Source organism: Phaeobacter sp. LSS9 (assembly GCF_003443595.1).
Taxonomy (GTDB): domain Bacteria; phylum Pseudomonadota; class Alphaproteobacteria; order Rhodobacterales; family Rhodobacteraceae; genus Phaeobacter; species Phaeobacter piscinae.
In genome coordinates this window covers 2,007,812-2,029,495 of record NZ_CP031956.1, presented here as the reverse complement: position 1 = coordinate 2,029,495, position 21,684 = coordinate 2,007,812, and the positions used below count along the sequence as shown (strand labels likewise).

21 protein-coding genes and 1 tRNA gene are annotated in these 21,684 nt (G+C 60.4%); 11 read left to right on the top strand and 11 right to left on the bottom strand.

The window, feature by feature from the left end; genetic code table 11:
- Positions 1–204: 204 nt before the first annotated feature.
- Entirely contained in the window at positions 205–2,385 is a 2,181-nt protein-coding gene (locus tag D1820_RS09645) for a heavy metal translocating P-type ATPase (RefSeq protein WP_118068800.1), read from the top strand.
- A gap of 29 nt (positions 2,386–2,414) precedes the next feature.
- Here the strand turns inward: D1820_RS09645 and D1820_RS09640 are convergent, their stop codons facing one another.
- Positions 2,415–2,609: a SlyX family protein gene (locus D1820_RS09640; protein ID WP_014875870.1), complete on the bottom strand. Its 195-nt coding sequence runs from the start codon at positions 2,607–2,609 to the stop codon at positions 2,415–2,417.
- A 205-nt stretch (positions 2,610–2,814) separates the two neighbouring features.
- Between D1820_RS09640 and hisS the strand changes: the two genes are divergently transcribed.
- From hisS to D1820_RS09620, 4 genes are all read left to right on the top strand, one after another.
- Positions 2,815–4,302 (top strand): histidine--tRNA ligase, encoded by a 1,488-nt coding sequence (gene hisS, locus D1820_RS09635; RefSeq protein ID WP_118068799.1) that lies wholly within the window; start codon positions 2,815–2,817, stop codon positions 4,300–4,302.
- 3 nt (positions 4,303–4,305) lie between these two features.
- Positions 4,306–5,394 (top strand): ATP phosphoribosyltransferase regulatory subunit, encoded by a 1,089-nt coding sequence (locus D1820_RS09630; protein WP_118068797.1) that lies wholly within the window; start codon positions 4,306–4,308, stop codon positions 5,392–5,394.
- Positions 5,391–6,083 (top strand): ATP phosphoribosyltransferase, encoded by a 693-nt coding sequence (gene hisG / locus D1820_RS09625; protein WP_118068796.1) that lies wholly within the window; start codon positions 5,391–5,393, stop codon positions 6,081–6,083. Before D1820_RS09630 ends, hisG begins: the two co-directional genes overlap by 4 nt.
- Positions 6,084–6,351: 268 nt before the next feature.
- On the top strand, positions 6,352–7,014 hold the full coding sequence (locus tag D1820_RS09620; RefSeq protein ID WP_118068794.1) for a hypothetical protein: 663 nt from the start codon (positions 6,352–6,354) through the stop codon (positions 7,012–7,014).
- Positions 7,015–7,069: 55 nt separating this feature from the next.
- Here D1820_RS09620 and D1820_RS09615 read toward each other — a convergent pair.
- From D1820_RS09615 to D1820_RS09595, 5 genes are all read right to left on the bottom strand, one after another.
- Positions 7,070–7,146 (bottom strand) — tRNA-Pro (locus tag D1820_RS09615).
- Between the two features lie 43 nt (positions 7,147–7,189).
- Positions 7,190–8,146 (bottom strand): DMT family transporter, encoded by a 957-nt coding sequence (locus tag D1820_RS09610; protein ID WP_118068792.1) that lies wholly within the window; start codon positions 8,144–8,146, stop codon positions 7,190–7,192.
- Between the two features lie 209 nt (positions 8,147–8,355).
- Positions 8,356–9,459, bottom strand: coding sequence for a 3-isopropylmalate dehydrogenase (leuB, locus tag D1820_RS09605; RefSeq protein ID WP_024095953.1), 1,104 nt, complete (start codon positions 9,457–9,459; stop codon positions 8,356–8,358).
- A gap of 141 nt (positions 9,460–9,600) precedes the next feature.
- Entirely contained in the window at positions 9,601–10,665 is a 1,065-nt protein-coding gene (locus D1820_RS09600; RefSeq protein WP_118068791.1) for an endonuclease/exonuclease/phosphatase family protein, read from the bottom strand.
- Complete coding sequence (locus D1820_RS09595) at positions 10,662–11,495, bottom strand: hypothetical protein (protein ID WP_096789866.1); 834 nt, start codon at positions 11,493–11,495, stop codon at positions 10,662–10,664. The genes D1820_RS09600 and D1820_RS09595 overlap by 4 nt, the downstream gene beginning before the upstream one ends.
- 368 nt (positions 11,496–11,863) lie before the next feature.
- Here D1820_RS09595 and D1820_RS09590 point away from each other — a divergent pair, with 368 nt between their 5' ends.
- On the top strand, positions 11,864–12,841 hold the full coding sequence (locus D1820_RS09590) for a DUF2332 domain-containing protein (RefSeq protein WP_118070130.1): 978 nt from the start codon (positions 11,864–11,866) through the stop codon (positions 12,839–12,841).
- 69 nt (positions 12,842–12,910) lie between these two features.
- Here D1820_RS09590 and leuD read toward each other — a convergent pair whose 3' ends face one another.
- The 3 genes from leuD to D1820_RS09575 are packed head-to-tail and all read right to left on the bottom strand — an operon-like array spanning position 12,911 to position 15,086.
- The gene (gene leuD / locus D1820_RS09585) at positions 12,911–13,516 is read right to left on the bottom strand and encodes a 3-isopropylmalate dehydratase small subunit (protein ID WP_040181116.1); all 606 of its coding nucleotides are present in this window, start codon (positions 13,514–13,516) and stop codon (positions 12,911–12,913) included.
- Positions 13,517–13,528: 12 nt separating this feature from the next.
- Positions 13,529–14,932, bottom strand: a complete 1,404-nt coding sequence (gene leuC / locus D1820_RS09580) for a 3-isopropylmalate dehydratase large subunit (protein ID WP_096872612.1) — start codon at positions 14,930–14,932, stop codon at positions 13,529–13,531.
- Positions 14,933–14,987: 55 nt separating this feature from the next.
- Complete coding sequence (locus D1820_RS09575) at positions 14,988–15,086, bottom strand: isopropylmalate isomerase (RefSeq protein WP_241770621.1); 99 nt, start codon at positions 15,084–15,086, stop codon at positions 14,988–14,990.
- 152 nt (positions 15,087–15,238) lie between these two features.
- Between D1820_RS09575 and D1820_RS09570 the strand changes: the two genes are divergently transcribed.
- From D1820_RS09570 to rlmH, 3 genes are all read left to right on the top strand, one after another.
- A complete protein-coding gene (locus D1820_RS09570) occupies positions 15,239–16,600 on the top strand; it encodes a mechanosensitive ion channel family protein (RefSeq protein ID WP_040174518.1) in 1,362 nt (453 codons plus the stop codon).
- A gap of 229 nt (positions 16,601–16,829) precedes the next feature.
- On the top strand, positions 16,830–17,198 hold the full coding sequence (gene rsfS, locus D1820_RS09565; protein ID WP_024095960.1) for a ribosome silencing factor: 369 nt from the start codon (positions 16,830–16,832) through the stop codon (positions 17,196–17,198).
- 85 nt (positions 17,199–17,283) lie between these two features.
- Positions 17,284–17,754: a 23S rRNA (pseudouridine(1915)-N(3))-methyltransferase RlmH gene (gene rlmH / locus D1820_RS09560; protein WP_118070128.1), complete on the top strand. Its 471-nt coding sequence runs from the start codon at positions 17,284–17,286 to the stop codon at positions 17,752–17,754.
- A 39-nt stretch (positions 17,755–17,793) separates the two neighbouring features.
- On the opposite strand, the gene D1820_RS09555 is transcribed toward rlmH, so the two are convergent.
- Both D1820_RS09555 and D1820_RS09550 read right to left on the bottom strand, forming a co-directional pair.
- Positions 17,794–18,162, bottom strand: a complete 369-nt coding sequence (locus D1820_RS09555) for a hypothetical protein (protein WP_118068789.1) — start codon at positions 18,160–18,162, stop codon at positions 17,794–17,796.
- A gap of 36 nt (positions 18,163–18,198) precedes the next feature.
- The gene (locus tag D1820_RS09550) at positions 18,199–18,957 is read right to left on the bottom strand and encodes a DUF599 domain-containing protein (protein WP_118068787.1); all 759 of its coding nucleotides are present in this window, start codon (positions 18,955–18,957) and stop codon (positions 18,199–18,201) included.
- 90 nt (positions 18,958–19,047) lie between these two features.
- On the opposite strand from D1820_RS09550, the gene D1820_RS09545 reads away from it, so the two are divergent.
- A complete protein-coding gene (locus D1820_RS09545) occupies positions 19,048–20,496 on the top strand; it encodes an FAD-linked oxidase C-terminal domain-containing protein (RefSeq protein WP_118068786.1) in 1,449 nt (482 codons plus the stop codon).
- Positions 20,497–20,580: 84 nt separating this feature from the next.
- Entirely contained in the window at positions 20,581–21,681 is a 1,101-nt protein-coding gene (locus D1820_RS09540) for an FAD-binding protein (RefSeq protein WP_118068784.1), read from the top strand.
- The last annotated feature ends 3 nt before the right edge of the window (positions 21,682–21,684 follow it).

Genomic DNA, 21,684 nt, shown 5'->3' with positions numbered 1-21,684 from the left:
CTTGGTCGTGGTGCTGGCGGATCGGCCAAGCTTTCTGCGCAGCTTAGCGGCTTTTCGTCCTTTCCCAACAAGGCCGTTGCGGCACGTCTTGAGCGAGGCTGAATTTGGATCGGGTTTTTCTGAAGAAATGTCTTGAAGCTCTAGTGGCTGTAGCAACTACATAAGTCGCTGACAAAATATGAGAGCAGGAAAGGCGGCGTTTACATGGCCAGGGATACGAGTGAGCAGCTGGAGTGGCGGGTCACGGGCATGGACTGTGGGTCCTGCGCGACGAAACTGCGCGGCGCGGTTGAACGATTGCCGGGCGTCAGCGGCGTTGAGGTCGCGATGATGGCCGAACGGCTGCGTCTGGATCTGGACCCGCAAGAGGGGTCGGTGATCGCCGTGGAGAAAACGGTGCGCAAGTTAGGGTTTGATCTGATGGCCCGTGGTGATGGTTCGGGGACTGACCGGACGCCGTGCTGCGACGCCACGCAGACCGGCTCTGCCACCGCAACCGAGACACCTGCATGGTATCGCAGCGGTAAGGGGCAACTGCTCCTTGGGACCGGTTTTCTTCTGGTGCTGGCCTGGGGGATCAAACTCATGGCATCCCCTACCGTAGGTCTCTGGGCGTTTATGCTGGCAACCCTGATCGGCGTGGCCCCCATCGCACGCCGCGCCTTTGCGATGCTGCGGGCGGGAATGCCTTTCACCATCGAAATGTTGATGTCGATTGCGGCGATTGGTGCCTTGTTTATTGGCGCTGCTGAAGAGGCCGCGCTGGTGGTCTTCCTCTTTGCCGTGGGCGAAATGCTGGAAGGATTGGCCGCGAACAAAGCACGAGACGGGATTCGTGCGCTGGCCGATCTCGTGCCCAAAACTGCGTTGGTGGAGCGGGGAGATGTATTGGAAGAGGTCGCAGCAGACAGCCTGCGTGAAGGTCAGATCGTTGTGGTGCGCCCGGGTGACCGCGTGCCCGCCGACGGCGCGGTTATCGATGGGGTCTCCGGCGTAGACGAGAGCCCGGTGACAGGCGAAAGCGTTCCGTGTCTGAAAGAGCCCGGTTCCGAGGTTTTTGCCGGATCCATCAACGCCGAGGCCGTCCTGCGGGTGCGCGTGAGCCGTGCGGCGGCAGATAACACGATCTCGCGGATTATTCGCTTGGTTGAAGAGGCCGAGAGTGCCCGCGCCCCGACTGAGCGATTTATCGACCGTTTCAGCCGTGTGTATATGCCCATCGTTGTGGGGGTCGCCTTGTTGGTGGCACTGGTGCCACCGCTTGGCTTCGGTCTGGTTTGGGACACCTGGATTTATCGCGCGCTTGCGCTGCTGCTGATTGGTTGCCCCTGCGCGTTGGTGATCAGTGTTCCGGCGGCCATTGCGTCGGCTTTGTCAGCCGGTGCGCGCCATGGTCTGTTGCTGAAGGGAGGCGCGGTCATTGAGGCTGCGGCGGGCACCACACATGTGGTTTTTGACAAGACCGGGACACTGACCTGCGGGCGGCCGCAGGTCACGGATATCGTCGTCTATCATGGCAGCGAGGATAAGCTGTTGGAACTGGCCGCCGCGGTGGAACGCGAGTCGAGCCACCCGCTGGCGGAAGCGATCTGCGCGCGGGCGGCGGACAGCGGCGTGGAGATTCCGTTGGCACAGGAGGCCCGTGCGGTGCCAGGCAAGGGCGCCTCAGCCAAAGTCGGATCCGTTATGATCACAGTCGGGTCCCCGCGTTTTGCCTCAGAGACCTGTGTCATGACAGAGGCCGCCCTTGCGCAGGCGGCCAAGCTGGAATCGCAGGGCAAGACGGTCGTCGTCCTGTTCAGCGAAGAGACGCTCTACGGGCTGATCGCGCTACGTGATGAACCCCGCGAAGATGCGGATGACGCGGTGCAAGCGCTGGTGCGGATGGGGATCACCGCGACCATGCTGACCGGAGATAATGCTCGCACGGCAGAGGCAATTGCCGGGCACTTGGGCTTGGACCATCACGCGGAGCTGATGCCGGAGGATAAGGTTACGGCGCTGCAGGCGCTCACCAAGAGCGCTCAGGTCATGATGGTTGGCGACGGGATCAACGATGCGCCTGCGCTCGCGACCGCTCAGATCGGGGTTGCAATGGGATCGGGCACTGATGTGGCGCTAGAGACCGCAGATGCAGCGATCTTGAGGAACCGGGTCAGCGACGTGGTTGGCGTAATTCGGCTGTCCCGCGCGACGCTGACCAATATCCGTCAGAACGTCGCCGTTGCGCTGGGGCTGAAGGGGGTGTTCCTTGTCACATCGGTCCTGGGCATCACGGGCCTATGGATCGCCATTCTGGCTGACACCGGCGCCACGGTGCTGGTGACGCTCAATGCGTTGCGCTTGCTGTCGTTCAAACCGTCCCCGGCGAGCAGCGACAGCTGACAGGCGCCGCAGTCAGCCGTCCCAGAAGATCAGTAATGCGGTGGGCGTTCGTCACCGATAACAACCCCGCCGCCGCCATCCTGTTCACGGGCAGCTTCGCGCTGATACAGCATCGCGACACGGTGGGTCAGCCGGTCGATCTCTGATTGCTGCCGGTTGATGACCTCGCTCAGCTCATCGACGGTGCGCGTCAGGTGGGCGATCTGCTCTTCAAGATGTTGCATGATTGTCTCCTTGGGGCTCACGCTCTCATATGCGCTGGCGGCGGGCGCGTCCATGCTGTCACAAGTCTGAAACACGGTGCCTTCATGTGAGGCAGCGCGGAGACGCCTTGCTGGGTGTGCACCTCTGCCGCCTTGCTGTCAGCCCGCCCTTGGGCTAGACCGCCGGGCGAGTATCTGACCCATTTGACACCCCGAGGAGGCCAAGATGGCCAAAGTCAAGAAACAGCCCCGCCCCAAGGCGATCACGCCCAAGGGCTTCCGTGACTATTTCGGCGAAGAGGTGAGCCAGCGCAGCGAGATGCTGCAGGCCATCGCGGGGGTTTATCATCGCTACGGGTTTGATGCGCTGGAATCTTCTGCGATGGAAACCGTTGAGGCGCTGGGCAAATTCCTGCCCGATGTCGATCGTCCCAATGAGGGCGTCTTCGCCTGGCAGGAATACGACGAAGGCGGCAACGGTGATTGGATGGCGCTGCGCTATGACCTGACGGCCCCGCTGGCCCGGGTTTACGCCCAGCACCGCAACGACCTGCCGACACCATATCGCCGCTACGCGATGGGGCCGGTTTGGCGCAATGAGAAGCCCGGTCCGGGGCGCTACCGCCAGTTTTACCAATGTGACGCCGATACCGTTGGCACTGCTTCTATGGCGGCGGACGCCGAGATCTGCGCGATGCTCTCTGATACGCTGGAAACCGTCGGCATTCCGCGCGGCGACTATCTGGTGCGGGTGAACAACCGCAAGGTTCTGAATGGCGTGCTGGAGGCCATGGGGCTTGAGGCAGGCGATGCCAAGCGCGACGATGTGCTGCGTACCATCGACAAGTTCGACAAGGTGGGCGAGGCCGGCGTGCTCGAATTGCTGACCAAGGGGCGTCTGGATGCCTCTGGTGCCTTCATCGATGGTGTTGGTTTGTCGGAAGATCAGGCCGCACCGGTGCTGGCCTTCCTGACGTCCAAGGGGGTGGATGCTGCCAAGACCCTTGCCAACCTCAGCGACGCGGTTGGCAGCAGCTCCATTGGGGCTGAGGGTGTTGGCGAGCTGGAGCAGATCGGCGATCTGCTGGCCGCAGGCGGCTACGGTGCAGACCGCATCGACATCGACCCATCGGTGGTGCGCGGTCTGGGGTATTACACCGGTCCAGTTTATGAGGCGGAACTCACCTTTGAGATCCTTGACGAGAAAGGCCGCAAGCGGCAGTTCGGCTCGGTCTCCGGCGGTGGTCGTTATGATGATCTGGTAAAGCGGTTCACCGGTCAGGAAGTTCCTGCAACCGGCGTGTCCATTGGCGTCGACCGCCTGTTGGCGGCGCTGCGCGAAAAGGGGCGGATCAAGGCCGAGGCCACTGGACCCGTTGTCGTTACCGTGATGGATAAGGCCCGCATGGCGGATTATCAGACCATGGTCGCTGAGCTGCGCAGTGCAGGCATCCGGGCTGAGGTCTATCTGGGCAACCCCAAGAATTTCGGTAATCAGTTGAAATATGCGGATAAGCGCAATTCGCCGATCGCCGTGATTGAGGGTGGTGAAGAAAAGGACCGCGGCGTGGTCCAGATCAAGGATCTGATCCTTGGCGCTCAAATTGCTGAAAACGCCACCCTGGAAGAGTGGAAAGAACGCCCCAGCCAGTTTGAAGTGCCACGCGGTGATTTGGTCGCCAAGGTGCGCGAAATTCTTGCAGGGCAGGGCTGAGCGATGGGGGATCGTCTAAGCGCCCTGACGCTGGCCGCCCGGCTGCGCATGAGTTTTGAGGCTGCTGGCGCACGGGTGGTGGAGCCGCCCTTCCTGCAGCCTGCGGAGACCCTGTTGGATCTCTATGGTGAGGACATCCGCGCTCGCGCTTACGTGACCTCAGACGCGCTGCGCGGAGAGCAGATGCTGCGCCCCGATTTCACCGTGCCGGTGGTCGAAATGCACATGCGCGACGGTGCAGAGCCCGCGCGTTACACCTATGCAGGCGACGTATTTCGCCGTCAGGAACACGACGAGGACCGCGCCAACGAATATCTTCAGGTCGGGTATGAGGTTTTTGAACGCCATGATCCGGCGGGATCCGATGCCGAGGTGTTTGCGCTGATTGCGTTGCAGCTGCGCGACCTGCCCGTGCGCGCCGCAACCGGTGATATCGGTATCCTGATGGCGGCGGTTGAGGGGCTAAATACCACGTCGTTGCGCAAGGCAGCCCTGATGCGCCATATCTGGCGGCCGCGCCGGTTCCGGGCAATGCTCGACCAGTTTGCCGGACGCAGCCCAGTTGCGGAAAGCCGTCGCAAGCTGCTGTCTACCGAAGGGGTGCTGACGGGGAAGGTGCCCGCCATTGGCAAACGTCGCCCGGCGGAGGTGGATGCCCGTGTTGAGGCCCTGCGCGCTGATGCGGCAGCCCCGCCGATTGCCGAGAATGAGCTGACCGCACTAGAGGCGCTGATGGCGGTGCGCGAGACCATTCCGTATGCATCTGAACAGCTGCGCGATATCGCGGTGGACCTGCCTGCGATTAACCCGGCGCTGGACCGGCTTGATGCGCGTACCGCGGCGATGAAGGCGCGGGGCATTGATGTCGACAGCCTCGATTTTGAAGCCTCATACGGGCGCACATCAATGGAATATTACGATGGTTTCGTGTTCGGCTTTTACGCTGATAGCCGTCCAGATCTGCCGGTGATTGCCAGCGGTGGTCGCTATGACGCGCTGACGCGGCAGCTGGGACAGGGGGCAGAAATTCCCGCCGTTGGCGGTGTGGTTCGTCCCGATCTGATGCTGCTGCTGGAAGGGGCGAAGTCATGAACCTGAAGCTTGGGGTGCCGTCCAAGGGGCGGCTGATGGAGAAGACCTTCGAATGGTTCGCTAAACGCGGAATTACCCTGTCACGCACGGGGTCGGACCGTGAATATGCCGGCGCAGTCGAGGGAATTGAGGGGATCGATCTGGTGCTGCTATCCGCAGGGGAGATGCCCCGCGAACTGGCCGCCGGGCGCATCCATCTTGGGGTGACCGGGACCGATCTGGTACAGGAAAAACTACCCCTCTGGGAGCAGCAGGTTGAAGAAATCGCAGGGCTCGGCTTTGGTCATGCCGATCTCATTCTGGCGGTGCCACAAATCTGGGTCGACGTGGAGACCATCGACGATCTGGATGCGGTCGCTGCCGCTTTCCGTGCGAAACATGGCCACCGGCTGCGAATTGCGACGAAGTATCACCGTCTTGTGCGTGAGTATCTGATGGATGCAGGTGTTGCGGATTATCAGCTGGTAGATAGCCAAGGCGCGACCGAGGGCACCGTCAAGAACGAGACGGCTGAAATGGTTGCCGATATCACATCGACCGGGGAAACCCTGCGGGCCAACCACCTAAAGCTGATGTCAGATGGTCTGATCCTGCGCTCGCAGGCCACGCTATGGCGCAGCCGGGTGGCAAAATACAGCGCTGAGGAAAAGGCCACATTGGGCAACCTGTTGGAACGCCTGCACGGGTAATCCTGGCAAGAGATTCGAGCCTAATTGGCGGATCAGAGCCAAACTCGCGATATGAGAGACAAGGCCGCACTGACACCACTCAGTGCGGCCTTGTTTTATTATGACGCTCACTCTTGGCGGACATGCTTGACCTTTGTTTGAAAACCCCCTGGTGGCTTCTACCTAAAAGACTGGGAGGCGTATGCGCGCGCAGGGCAGGATCCGTGACTGTAGTTTCTGTCGAGAGGCGGTCAGGCGCCCCGTTCGATACAACAGGGGAGACCATAAGATGACAGTGACCATAGCTGCGGCCAAAGCCGCGCTGATCTCTATTCCGCTGCTCTTGAGCGCCGGTGGGGCTGCGCTGGCCCAGGACACCAGCATGAGCTTTTTCGTGACCAGCGTCGGCTCAGGAAAAGGCGGCGATCTCGGCGGACTGGAGGGCGCAGACGCACATTGTGCCAGCCTCGCCGAAGCGGCCGGTATCACGGGCAAAACCTGGCGCGCCTATCTCAGCACGCAGGAAGAGGGGAAGCGCGGGACTTCAGCGCGTGACCGGATTGGCAGCGGTCCATGGCACAATGCCGAGGGCGTACAGATCGCGGGCAATCTGGATGAGCTGCATCTTAGTCCCAATATCGTCAAATCCACTGGGCTGGATGAAAATGGTAATCTGGTAAATGGCCGGGGCGATCGCCCAAATGTCCATGATCTGCTTACTGGCACCATGGCGGATGGCACCGCTTATTTCCCGTGGATGGAGGGCGATAAGACCTGTAGCAATTGGACCAGTTCCGGAGAGGGCAGTGCCACGGTCGGACATCATGATCGCCATGGTGGCGGCAATACATCCTGGAATGCGGCGCATGACACGCGTGGCTGTTCGATGGAAGCTCTTGCCATGACAGGTGGCGCCGGACTGTTTATGTGCTTTGCCACGAACGGCGGCTAAGGGCGGATCACGGACCTGAAAACACAAAAGGCGCCCAAGGGCGCCTTTGCATATTTGGTCGGAGCGAGAGGATTCGAACCTCCGGCCCCTGCCTCCCGAAGACAGTGCTCTACCAGGCTGAGCTACGCTCCGACCGTGGCGCGGAATTACACGGCAGGGCTTGGATATGCAAGCCCTATTCCGCCGGTTTATCCTCGCTTTGCCGTTTCAGCATGAGTGATACATTGGTGCCGCCCGCAGTATATCCACGGCTCCGGGTGCGCAGAACCGGAGTATTATCGGAGCGCCCGCCAAAGGCTTCGCGCAGCACAATAAAAATTCCGCTGGCGATGATGATGGCGGCACCGACCAATGTCATCAAATCGACCTTTTCGTTGAAAAGAACCACGCTGAAGATGGTGGCCCAGATGATCTGGGAGTACTGCATGGGGGCGACGATCGCCGCCTCGCCGATGGTATAGGCGCTGACCGTCAGCAACGTCGCGCAAAACCCAAACAGGGCCACAATCGTGATGCCGCCAAAGGTCACACCTTCCAGTGGGACATAGACCAGCGGCAGTGCCAACCCCATGACCGCAAAGGTCATCAGCATCGGATAGATCATCAGTACGACCCGGCGCTCATCCGCACTGATTTTGCGCAGAACGACCGACTGAAAAGCGGCGCAGAAAGAGGCAAAAAGCGCGGCCGCATGACCGAGGCCAAAGCTGGTCGCACCGGGGCGCAACACCACCATCACGCCGATAAAGCCGACCACGACCGCCGCCAGTCGCGGCAGCCCGACACGTTCGCCCAAGATCGGGATCGACAGCAGGGTGATCAGCAGCGGCGTGGCAAACAGCAACGCATAGGTTTCCGCCAGCGGCAGTTCGGAGAACGCATAAAAGGCGCTGGCAGGGATCACAGCCATTGTTGCGGACCGCGCAGCCATCCACCAGGGATGGACAGGTCTCAGATGGCCAGGGGTCGCATCTTTCACCAGCATCAGAACCAGCAGCGGAAAGGACAAGAGGCTGCTGAAGAATACCAACTGAACCGGAGACACATCGGCGCCGAGGATCTTGACCACCACATCGTGAGTGGAAAAAATCGCATAGGCCAAGAGGGCAAGCAGAGCGGCTTTTATGTTCATAGGCTTATCCGGATGGCTGCAAAACGCGGCAGATAGCCTGCACTATAGCGCTAACACTGTCAGGAAAATACTAAAAAAACCGATGATTGTCGCGGATCGCACCGTCCAATCGGCGCGTAGTCTGGCTGCCACGTGTCAGGTTCGCGACCGGTCTGAGGCTGATGCGGCGGGGCCATCGGTGGCCCGCGCCGCGATTTATGCCGAAGCCCTTAGAGGCTGGCGTCAAGGGCGGCGATGATCACATCGCCCATTTCAGATGTGCTGATCGGCGAGACGCCTTCTTCGCCCAGCAGATCGCCGGTGCGGTGACCATCAGCCAGAACTTTCTCCACCGCAGTTTCCAAGCGGTCCGCCTCGGACCCCTGATCAAAGCTGTAGCGCAGCGCCATCGCAAAGCTGAGGATACAGGCAATCGGATTTGCCTTGCCTTGGCCCGCGATATCCGGCGCGGACCCGTGTACCGGCTCATACAGCGCCTTGGGTCGGCCGTTTGCCATTGGCGCACCGAGCGAAGCAGACGGCAGCATACCCAGAGAGCCGGTCAGCATTGCGGCACAGTCGGACAGGATGTCACCAAAGAGGTTGTCGGTGAGGATCACGTCAAACTGCTTGGGCGCGCGCACCAGCTGCATCGCGCCGTTGTCAGCATACATGTGGGACAGCTCGACCTCTGGGTAGTCGGCAGAGACGCGGGTGGTCACTTCGCGCCACAGGATGCCGGACTCCATCACATTGGCTTTTTCCATCGAGCAGAGTTTTTTGTTCCGGCGCATGGCCAGTTCAAACGCAGACCGTGCGGCGCGTTCGATTTCACTCTCTGTATAGCGCTGGGTATTGATGCCGACGCGCTCATTGCCCTCTTCGAAGATGCCGCGTGGTTCACCGAAATAGACACCCGAGGTCAGTTCGCGCACGATCATGATGTCGAGACCGGCAACGATGTCCTTCTTCAAGGAAGAGAAATCCGCCAGCGCGTCAAAGCATTGCGCCGGGCGCAGGTTGGAGTAGAGATCCATCTCCTTGCGCAGACGCAGAAGGCCGCGTTCTGGTTTGACGGAGAAGTCGAGATCGTCGTACTTGGGGCCGCCCACGGCGCCCAACAGAACCGCATCGACTTCTTGTGCCTTCTCCATGGTCTCATCGGCCAGCGGTTTGCCGTGCACATCATAGGCGGCCCCACCAACGAGGTCCTCGCTCACATCGAACTGTAGATCGCGCTTTTCGCCATACCAGGTGATGACCTTGCGGACCTCGGCCATGACCTCGGGGCCGATCCCGTCGCCGGGCAGAATCAGAATCGATGGGTTGGACATATGGGTACTCCTTGAAAGCGTTGCAGCCGGGGTAACGGCACATCGCCCTTGGGTCAATGTTCCGGGCGCAGATAGCGGCTGATCGCTTTGTTTTTATGGCTGAGAGGGCAGTTTTCGCGCCATCTTGTTGCTACAGAACAGCTACGGAATTTGCAGATCTGTCCAGACCAGCGCATGACGGCTGGCAGGGCGGTTCGCGTCGTCACCTTTGGCCGGGATGTTAGCAGTCCATATCAGCCCTGATGCGACAACCTGCAACGCTTGTGAGGGCAGGACGTAATCGACACGCATCGAACCGGATGTGCCCCAGTTGACGGTATCTATGTGTCCTGCACTATCCCGTGGTCGTGGGTCTTGCAGGCGCGGATCGCGGAGCAGATCCGCGATGGCCGCGCGGCGACCGGCGCCTTTGTCGGGGTCGAGGTTGGCTCCGCCCACGATGACCCATGGTTCGGCTGGTGCGGGACCAAGCCCACCATCCAGCAGGACCTGCCAAAGCCTGATTTCGTCTTGGTTGCGCAGTCCGTTGCGGTCTTCCGGCCCGTCAAACAGCGGGGGTGTTGCCTGAAATGCCAGAACTGACAGCGGCTCACCACTGGGCAGCAGGACAGGGACGACCCAGTGCCCTGTTGTCGACAGGCGCTGAGCTGCCAGCGCGTCACGGCTGGGGAAGGGCGTACCATCGGGGTAGGTCGGCAGCGCGGCGCCGGGCAGATCGTGCCAAAGCAACGCAGACAAATCTCTCACGTCATCGCGCAGAATGGGCAGCCGAGAGAGGATGGCCATGCCGTCCTGCCCGGTGAACCGCCCATAGCCCTGTGCATCCCGCGCGGTGCCCAAACGCCCATCGCCGTCCATGTCGTGCCCGGTCTGCATGCCAGTATTGGGCCGCGCCGCGTAGATATGGCCATAACGGGGGATGCGTTTGGCCAGGAGGTTGCGTAGTTCGGCCAGGCTGCGGCCTTCGTAGTCCCAATCCATCCCCTGCAAGACAAGTACATCAGCATCGGCCTCGGTGAGTGTTTGCAAAATGGCGGCTATCTGCGGATCCTTGCCGCGTTGCAGATCCCGCAACAACAGGCCGGGTCCCTTGCGGGACAGCTCCGTATTGAAGCTGGCGATGCGCAAGGTCTTTGCAGGGTCCGCGTCGGCAGGGTTGATCAATGGAAGGAGAACGGCCAGCAGGAGCGTGGCCAGCTGTCTCATGCGGTTTGCAATGCCTCTGAACTGGCATAGGCGGCACGGCGCTTCTGCGCGATCAGATCTGAAATCCGCAGCATTGCGAGCCCGCGCATAATCATTGACGCAGGAACAAAGGCCCAGGCCGAAACGACCCAGACCAGGGTCTGCGGGGCCGCCAGCAGGCTAGGGTCCACGACACCGGAGGTGAGCTTCACCATCGCAGGCAGCGCGAAGGGCAGAAGCACGCCACCAACGATATTGATCCGGGCATCCCGTTGCAGCCGCTCAACCACATCGCCGCCGGTCGTTGGGTCGAAGAGAGGCAGGTTGGTCCAGACATTGAAAGGCCCATTACTGAGCGGCCAGTCCCGAAGCCGGATCGCCAGTGCAAAACCAAGGATGGTGATGAGGGCAATCATATAGCTGAGCGCCGCTGCCGCCATCACCTGTGAGATAAGATCTGGCGCCACATGGGCGGGCATCATCAACCCGGTCAGCTGGATCGGGGAGAACGCAAAATCAAGTGTGTCGCCCAGCCCTGAGGCCAGACCATGCACCAGAGAGGTGAGGGCAGTTGCTTCCATTGGATGGCGGGCCACCAGGCTGACCAGAATGACGATCAGGGCCAGCGATATGAACCGCATTCTGTTCAGCGGAGGCGCCTCGCGAAACTCCACGAAACTTGGATAGCTTGAGAAATACTCGGCGAAGGTCAGTGCTGCGGCGAGGATGGCAAGCAGGGCGATCACCTCGGGTGACCGTGTCGCTGCATCCGGCAACAACAGCGATGGCATTGCAATCAGCAATGCAACAAAGATGCCGCGGATGGCCGCGCCTGTAATCCGTGCTATCACGCCTCGATCCCTTCAAACTGGACTGGCCGGTGCATTGCCGTGCCGTTGTTCCAACTTGATGCCCGCATGCATTTCTTGGTGAAATGTCTCTGCTGAGCGCTGCCTCATTTCCGCCTTATTTGTGCCCGTCAGCGGGATATTGCTCAAGTTCGCACCAGGGTTTCAGCAGGGTTTTGCGTGTTTTGGGTGGTAGGGTGGTGCTGGTTTGCATCAGTGATCGTGGCTGCGTGTGAGTGAAAACAAGGGTTTATGCGGTGGTCCACAATATGTTGTGGGAGAGCCGCGCAACTGGGATAGTGGGGATTAGGGCAGATTTCGGCGCAGGTCAGTCGCCGCGCGTGCTGCTCGCGGTTTGGTTGGAGGCTGGGATGATCCCTCACATTGCAGAACGCTACGTCAGATTCGCGCAATGGGAGGCCGCAGGTCAGTCGCCCATCTATGAGAGGCTGGCGCTGCATGTGGCTCACTCGCAAAACTGTCTCGGCTTTTTGTCGGCGTTGCCTGCAGATCGTCAGCAACCCAATTTGCTGTTTGCGGCAGTGCGCCACGTTGCAGGCAACATTTCCTGTCCCGAGGCATTTGACAGGGTCATCCGCGACCTTGCCGAGGAAGTTGCCACGGTCATGCGAAGACGGACGACGCAGACGAATGAGCCGGGACGCTGTGCTGTCTTGCTGCCCCTTTTGGCGCAGATCACTGGGCCGATCGCGCTGATTGAGGTGGGCGCCTCCGCTGGTCTGTGCCTGTTGCCAGATATCTATGGGTACGATTGGGGCGACCATAAGTTGCCCCCGCCGCCGGAATTTGCAGGTCACGCCCCGATATTTCAGTGCAATACGTCACCGGGTACACCGCGACCGATGGCGCACCCTGATATTATCTGGCGGGCGGGGCTGGATCTGAACCCTCTTGATGTCAGTTGTGACGCTGACGTGGCTTGGCTGGAACAGTTGGTCTGGCCTGAACATCGGCTGCGCCTCGGTCGGCTGCGGTCTGCGATTTCGGTCGCAAAGCATTGTCCGCCACATGTGGTCTCCGGAGATTTGATGCAGGATTTGCCTGCGCTGGTCGCTGAGGCACCGGGCAATGCAACCGTTGTCATCTTTCACACCGCAGTTCTGACCTATGTCGCCGATCAACAGCAGCGGGATGCCTTCGCCAAGCAGATGCTTGAGAGTGACGCAATCTGGATCAGCAACGAGGGGCCGCGCGTCTTCCCTCAGTTTTCTGCCAGTGCAGGTCAGCCTCGGGACGGAATGTTCTTACTTATGCAGAATGGCCAGCCCTTGGCATGGACCGGCCCGCATGGGCAGCAGATCGCGTGGCTGTCTGCAACTGGAGCATAGCCTCACGACAAAAAAGCCGCCCGTGGGGGCGGCTTTTCGCGGTGATATCAAAGGTGACCTGATGTCGGGTCAGACCCAGGGGCGCTCTTGCGCAGCCTTGTCTTCAAAGCTGGCGATAGAGGCGGATTTCTCCATGGTCAGACCAATGTCGTCGAGCCCGTTCAGCAGGCAGTGCTTTTTGAACGCGTCGACTTCGAAGGAGATTACCTCACCATCGGATGTGGTGATTTCCTGCGCTTCCAGATCGACAGTCATGCGCGCGTTTGCGCCTTTTTCCGCGTCCTTCATCAACAGATCCACCTGCTCTTGCGGCAGGACAATTGGCAGGATGCCGTTCTTGAAGCTGTTGTTGAAGAAGATGTCGGCAAAGGATGTCGACACAATGCACTTGATGCCAAAGTCGGCAATCGCCCAAGGCGCATGTTCGCGCGAGGAGCCGCAGCCAAAGTTGTCGCCCGCGATCAGGATCTCGGCGTCGCGGTACTGCGGCTTGTTCAGCACGAAGTCCGCAATCTCAGTGCCGTCGCGGTTATAGCGCATCTCGTCGAACAGGTTCTTGCCGAAACCGGTGCGCTGAATGGACTTCAGGAACACCTTCGGGATGATCATGTCGGTGTCGATATTGACCAGCGGCATGGGGGCAGCGATGCCTTGGATTTTTGTGAACTTTTCCATTTTGCTGGCTCCTTAGTTCAGCTCGCGCACATCGGTCAGCTTGCCTGTCAGGGCAGCAGCGGCAGCCATGGCAGGGGACACCAGATGGGTGCGACCCTTGTAGCCCTGACGACCTTCGAAGTTCCGGTTGGAGGTTGCGGCACAGCGCTCGCCTTCGGACAGCTGGTCGGGGTTCATAGCCAGGCACATGGAGCAGCCCGCAAGACGCCATTCGAAACCAGCATCCTGAAGGATCTCGGCAATGCCTTCTTCCTCAGCCTGAGCACGGACCAGACCAGAGCCCGGTACGACCATGGCGCGCATGCCGTCCTTGATCTTCTTGCCCTTCACGACCTCAGCCACGGCGCGCAGGTCTTCGATGCGGCCGTTGGTGCAGGAGCCGATGAACACGGTGTCGATCTCAATGTCGGTCAGTTTCTGACCGGGGGTCAGCCCCATGTATTCAATCGAACGGCGGGCCGCCTCAACTTTGCCGCCGGTAAAATCCTCAGGTGCGGGCACCACACCGGTGATCGGCAGCACGTCCTCAGGGCTGGTGCCCCAGGTCACAACCGGCTGGATGTCTTCGCCCTTCAGGGTGACAACCTTGTCGAAATGGGCGCCTTCGTCGGTGAACAGGGTTTTCCACCAGGTCAGCGCGGCTTCCCACTGGGCGCCCTTCGGGGCGTGCGGGCGGCCTTTGACATACTCAAACGTGGTCTCGTCCGGCGCGATCAGACCGGCGCGGGCGCCGCCTTCGATCGCCATGTTACAGACGGTCATGCGGCCTTCCATCGAAAGATCGCGGATCGCTTCGCCGCAGTATTCGATGACATAGCCGGTGCCGCCGGCGGTGCCGGTCTCGCCGATCACGGCCAGGGTGATGTCCTTGGCGGTCACACCCGGCTTCAGCTTGCCGGTGATCTCCACCTTCATGTTCTTGGACTTCTTCTGGATCAGCGTCTGGGTGGCCAGCACGTGCTCCACCTCTGAGGTGCCGATGCCATGCGCCAGCGCGCCGAACGCACCGTGGGTGGCGGTGTGGCTGTCGCCGCAAACCACGGTCATGCCGGGCAGGGTCCAGCCCTGTTCCGGGCCGACGATATGCACGATGCCCTGACGGACGTCATCCACCGGGTAGTAATGCACGCCAAATTCGCGGGCGTTCTTGTCGAGAGCTTCGACCTGAATGCGGCTTTCCTCATTCTCGATGCCTTTGGCGCGGTCGAGCGTGGTTGGTACGTTATGGTCCGGCACCGCGATGGTTTTATCCGGGGCATGCACGCCGCGGCCTGCCATGCGCAGGCCTTCAAACGCCTGTGGGCTTGTCACTTCGTGGACCAGATGGCGGTCGATATAAAGCAGGCTGGTGCCGTCTTCGGCTTCATGCGCAACATGCGCATCCCAGATTTTGTCGTAAAGCGTCTTGGGGGACATGAGTCCTCTCCCGTAGTTTTTGGAATGTAGCTGGCAAAAGGGCTTGGCGGCAGCCTTATAGCCGCGCCAGGACCGTGCGGGCGGCACCAAAGAACCGTTCGCGCAGGCGTGCGCGGTCTTGCAGCTCGATATGATGGGCCAAAACGAGGGTCATGGCTGTCAGATACATCTGCTGGGCGTGGCAATCAAGATTCGTTCTGAAACGCAGTGAACAGGATGGTCGCACCTGGGATTGCGATATCACCCAAAGTCGCGCCTTGATTGGAACCTGAAGGCGCGTCAGACTCGCAAACAAAAGGGAGCGTCATGGATCCGGACGAACAGATCGAGACCAAAGATGCGCTGGCCGAAAGCACGGCTGAGGCGATTGAGCTTGGGCAGCAGCTGTGGGATTTCCTGACCAACACGGCGGAGGTCCTGCTGCGCCCATGGAATGCCTATCAGCTCGGGATCGCAGCCGGTCTGTTGGTCCTGGCCGCGGTGTTGGCCAAACCTATCGCCGGGGCTTTTCACGATTGGCTGCGGGGCCGCACCGGCTGGCCGCGTTGGCGTATGCGGGCAGGGCTTGTCTTGCACAGGCGTATCCGTGGCATCCTCTTTGTATTGCTGATCTGGACCACGGTTCTGATCATGCAGGATATCACTTGGCCCAGCAGGTCACGCCTATTGGTGGTGATCGCAAACCTGTCTCTGGCCTGGTTGATCGTGTCCTTTGCGACGCGGCTGGTTGCCAATCCCCTGCTGCGAAAGCTGGTAAAATATGGCGCCTGGATCTGGGTCACCCTACGCATCCTCGGCATTACAGCTGAAGCAACGGCGTTTCTCGACAGTGTGGCGATTGATTTCGGGGATTTGCGAATCTCGCTGTTCTTGATCGTTCAGGCGGTGGTCATTCTGGGTGTGATGCTCACGCTGGCGCGTGCAATTTCATCCGTTGCCGCGAACCGGATCCGCAACAATCCGGATATCTCACCGTCAATGCAGGTGCTTGGTGCCAAGCTGGCGCAGATCCTGCTGCTTGGCGGTGCCTTCTTCATTGGGTTGAAGGCGATTGGAATTGACCTGACGGGCCTTGCGGTTCTGTCTGGTGCCATTGGTGTCGGTCTTGGTTTTGGTCTACAGAAAGTTGTGTCCAATCTGGTGTCAGGCCTCATCATCCTGCTGGATAAGTCCATCAAGCCGGGGGACGTAATTTCGCTCGGCGAGACCTTCGGCTGGATCAATTCCCTTGGCGCGCGCTATGTGTCTGTAGTGACCCGGGATGGGCGCGAATACCTGATCCCGAACGAGGATTTCATCACCAATGAGGTGGTCAACTGGTCCCATACAGACCGATTCGTACGGCTGGATCTGAAGTTTGGCACCGGCTACAGCGATGACCCGCATGAGGTGCGCCGTGTCGCGATTGAAGCGGCCAAGACAGTGGGGCGTGTGCTGAGTGGCGGCAACCGGGCGCCGGTCTGTCACATCGTCGGATTTGGGGACAGCAGCGTGGACTATGTGCTGCGGTTCTGGATCAGCGATCCGACCGGCGGGCTGACCAATATTCGCGGGAACGTCTATCTGGCGCTCTGGGACGCCTTCAAGGAGGCCGGAATCTCGATCCCCTTCCCACAGCGGGAGGTGCGTGTGCTGAACGAGGCCCTGCCTGTGGCAATGCAGGACTGAGACGCGTTCTGACAGGGAAGGCAGCTCAGTCACATCGTCATTTCACGCTGATCTTACGCCTGCGCGGCGCGCATAGCAGCCGGCCGTCAAGGTTCATTGAAAAACCGCATATGGCTTGCTACATTGAGGCAACCCCAGCGCCGGGGGACCGGCGGCGCGTTACAAGGAGGACAATGTCCTGTCACCCGAACCTCAGGCGGCCCCAGATGCTGGCCGCGGAGTGGCCGTAATGGCTACCAAATCACAGCCAACCAGCGATGAGCTGCTGGCGCGTGTTCTTTCCTCGCTGAATGACGACAAGGCTGAAGATGTCGTGCAGATCGACCTGCGCGGCAAAACGGCTATTGGCGATCACATGGTTATTGCCTCGGGTCGCTCTACCCGTCAGGTGGCGTCTATGGCTGAAAAGTTGGCTGACCGCCTGAAGCAGGATTACGGCATGGTCTGCAAGGTCGAAGGCAAAGACACCGGCGACTGGGTGCTGATCGATACCGGCGATATCATCGTCCATCTGTTCCGTCCGGAAGTGCGCGAATTCTATCAGCTCGAAAAAATGTGGCTGCCTGCGGGCACGTCACCTGCCCAGAGCGAGAACTGATCCCCAGATCGGATTCGGTTCCATCAGATCGGCCCGTGCAGAGCGTAGTATGCGCCTGGCGCGGGCCTGTATCGAAAGTGTCCTCATGAAAGTTCATTTCTGCGTGGTCGGGCGGCTGCGGGCCAGCCCGGAAAAGCAGTTGATTGACGACTATATTGAGCGCTTCGACCGCACGGGTCGGGCCCTTGGTCTGGGCCCTTGTCGCATTGTCGAAGTCGAGGACAAGAAAAACGCAGGCATGGCCGCCGAGGCGGAACTGCTGCGCAAGGCAATCCCCAAGGGGGCTGTCATCTGCACATTGGACGAACGCGGCAAGCTGCTGAGTTCGCCTGATTTCTCAAAACGCCTTGCCGATTGGCGCGATACCGGTCGCCAAGATGTGGCCTTCGTGATCGGGGGGGCGGATGGGATTGATCCCAGCTTGCGTGCTGAGGCGGATTTCTCGATCTCTTTGGGCAAGATGGTCTGGCCACATATGCTGGTGCGGGTGCTGTTGGCAGAGCAAATCTATCGCGCCGCCACTATTCTGGCAGGCGGCCCGTATCACAGAGTCTAGCCTAAAGGGCTCCTCAGCAGAGCGGTGCCATCAATGGCGTCAGCAGGAGGAGCAGGCAAGAGGCAGCACATAGGTTGCTTCGGACCAGCCATCGACATTGCAGCGGGCCTGGATCAACACGGTGTCCAAACCTTCCGGTGTTGCCACACCAGCCAATGACCTGGTGAAGGGCTGTTCGTTTACATGCGGATGGGCAAGTTCGCGCAGACCGAGCACATTGCCGCTGGTGTCCAGCACTCGCCAGCCGTCCGCATAATGGTCCCAGCCGCTGTCCGGATGGGTGAGTGTGACACTGATACGCCAGCTGTCGCCCGTCTGCTGCGCGGTCGCTTCGGTTATCTGTGGGTCATCGGCCAGCGCCACCGCAGGCAGCCAAATCAGAGCGAGAAGAGTGATGCATCGGATCATGGCGCGAGTATAGGCGGGACGCGCATCCCGTCGCAGTCACATCTGCGTGTTGTTTCGGTCGGCGTCAACGGTCGCGCCCGGCGCAGGTGGCGTCGTGTTCGCGGGTACACGTTGCAATATGCTGCGTGATTGTGAGGCAAACTCGCGGCGGTAGAGCACGGCAAAGGTCACAAGGCTGGCTGCAATCAGCGCCCAGGAACCGATCAGCCAAGCCACGGCGGCAAGGGCGAAATAGGTGGATCGCATGGCGCGATTGAAACTGCGCGCCGCAGTAATGCTAAGATCCGCCGCCTGGCTGGCGCGGGGATAGGCCTGCGCATCCGCGTCGGTGTTGGGCACCGCCGCCATCAGCACAAAGCAATAGCCGAACAGGCGGTGCGCCCAGACATACTTCAGAAACGCATTCGACAGTAGCAACAGCACCATCAGGATTTTGACATCCCAGACAAAGGCGGGGGCGCTTTCCAGGCTCAGGTCCTGTGCGACGCCAGCCAGTTGATCCGTGTTGCCGATCAAGGCGAGCCCGCCGCCAATGGCGATCATTGAGGCCGAGGCAAAGAAAGCACTGCCTTGCCGCAGGTTCGAGATCAGCTGCGCATCAAAGATTCTCGGTTCGCGCTGCACCATCTGAATCATCCAGGCATGCCGGAACTCAGCCATCAGGCCAGAGACGGAAGGATGCTCAGCCGTGGCATTTTCGATCCGCCATCCAATGCCAAGCCAGCATAGGATCAAAAGCACGCAGGCTGCCAGATCAGCGGGTGAAAACAGGGCGATACGGTCGAGCAAGGTCATGTGCTGACCCTAGCTGTAGAACTGCAGACTTGCCAGTTGTGAAAATTGGTAATATTAGTTTACCAAATACCGGATCCACAGGAGAGCCCCATGGACATGCCCATCCCAGATCAGACAGTGCTGTCACAGAAGGCTGAGCTGGCATCGCGGCTTGCGGCGGTCTTGCCGGATGATGCTCTGGTTCAGGACCCGGCGGAGACTCGCGCCTATGAATGCGACGCGCTGACGGCATATAAATGCCCGCCAATGCTGGTTGTCCTGCCGCGCACGACCAAGGAAGTTTCCGATGTGCTGCGGATCTGCCATGCGGCTGGTGTTCCGGTGGTGCCGCGCGGCGCGGGCACCTCGCTTGCCGGTGGCGCTCTGCCGACAGCTGATTGCGTGATCCTTGGCGTTGCGCGGATGAATGCTGTTCTGGAGACGGATTACGACAACCGCATTATCCGGGTGCAGACCGGGCGCACCAATCTGAGCGTGTCAGGCGCGGTGGAAGAAGAAGAGTTTTTCTATGCGCCGGATCCGTCGTCGCAGCTGGCCTGTGCAATTGCCGGCAATATCGCGATGAACTCCGGCGGTGCCCATTGTCTGAAATATGGCGTCACCACCAACAACCTGATGGGGGTGACCATGGTGATGATGGATGGAACTGTTGTGGAAATAGGCGGCGCCCACCTGGATGCGGGTGGGCTGGATCTGCTGGGCGTGATTTGCGGCAGTGAGGGACAGCTGGGGGTGGTGACCGAGGCCACTTTGCGCATTTTGCGCAAACCCGAAGGGGCGCGCCCCGTGCTGATTGGCTACGACAGTAATGAAGTCGCCGGTGCCTGTGTCAGCGATATCATCAAGGCAGGTGTACTGCCGGTCGCGATTGAGTTTATGGACCGCCCTTGCATTGAGGCCTGTGAAGCCTTCGCCAAGGCGGGCTATCCGATGTGCGAAGCCCTGCTGATCGTCGAAGTCGAAGGCAGCGATGCGGAGATCGACCACCAGTTGCGGCTGATCACCGAAATTGCCCGCTCTCATAATCCGGTGGAACTGCGCGAGGCCCGCGACAGCGATGAGGCGGCTCGCATTTGGCTGGGCCGGAAATCAGCCTTTGGTGCGATGGGGCAGATCAATGACTACATGTGTCTGGACGGCACGATCCCTGTTACGTCATTGCCCCATGTGCTGCGTCGCATTGGAGAGATGAGCCAGGAATTTGGCTTGGATGTCGCCAATGTGTTTCACGCAGGCGATGGCAATATGCATCCTTTGATCCTGTTTGATGCCAACAAACCAGGCGATCTGGAAACCTGCGAGGCCTTTGGCGCTGAAATCCTGAAGCTCTGTGTGGAGGTGGGCGGCTGCCTGACAGGGGAGCATGGTGTCGGGATCGAAAAGCGTGATCTGATGCTGGATCAATACGGCGCTGCGGATATCGAGGCACAGCTGCGGGTGAAGGATGTGTTCGATCCCAAGTGGCTACTGAACCCGGCCAAGGTTTTCCCCCTCTCGACCACGCAAAGCCGTCGAACTCCGGCAGCTGTCCCCCTGTGACAGTGGCCCATGGCAGACCCTGTGCGGGTCTGCAGCGGGGGCTTTGCCCCCACGACCCCCAGAGTATTTTGGAAAGGTGAAAGAATGACACCTCAGAGCGAGGCCGAGCTGGCCGAGATCATCGCAGGGGCAACAGCGCCTCTGGCTGTCAGCGGCGGAGGCACCCGTGGTCTGTCGATGGGCGGTGAGACGCTCAGTGTGGCGGGTGTCAATGGCGTCACACTTTATGAGCCCGGCGCCCTGACACTGGTTGTGCAGGCGGGCACATCGGTGGAGGAGGTGCAGGCGCTGCTGGCGGGGGAAAATCAGCGTCTGGCCTTTGAGCCGATGGATCATCGCGGGCTGCTTGGAACCACAGGAACGCCAACCATGGGCGGGGTGTTTGCTGCCAATGTCTCCGGCCCCCGGCGTATTCAATGCGGCGCGGCGCGGGATTTCCTGCTGGGGGTGCGTTTTGTCGATGGGCGCGGCGCGGTGCTGAGCAATGGCGGCCGGGTGATGAAGAACGTGACCGGTTACGACCTGGTGAAGCTGATGGCCGGCTCTCATGGCACCCTGGGGGTGTTGAGCGAGGTATCGCTGAAGGTGCTGCCGTGTTCGGAGGCCTGCGCGACGGTGACGGTGCATGTGGCGGATCTGGGGTTGGCGGTTGCTGCGATGTCGACGGCACTCGGTTCGCCCTATGATGTGACTGGCGCGGCGTATGATCCGGCTTTGGCCGCGGTTCATATTCGGGTCGAGGGGTTTGAGGCCTCCGTCACTTATCGCGCAGAGGCCTTGAAAGAGGCGCTGGGTCGATTTGGAGAGGTGAGCCTCGCCCCTGGCGCCGGGGATGCGCTGTGGAAGGGGATCCGCGATGTCGCGGCGTTTCATGACCGGCCCGGCGACGTCTGGCGAATTTCGGTCAAACCGTCGGATGCGATTGCGCTGGCGCCTGCGTTGCAGGCGGAGGGCTTGCTGTTCGACTGGGGCGGAGGGCTGATCTGGGCGTTGGTTCCGGCAGGGAGCGATCTGCGATCCCGGCTGACTGTGCCGGGTCATGCGACCTTGGTGCGCGCCAGCACGCAGACACGGGCTGAGCTGGGCCAGTTCCAGTCACAACCGGGGCCACTCGCTGCGATATCTGAGGGGCTGCGGCGCCAGTTTGACCCGCGCGGCATTCTTAATCCGGGACTGATGGGGTAGACG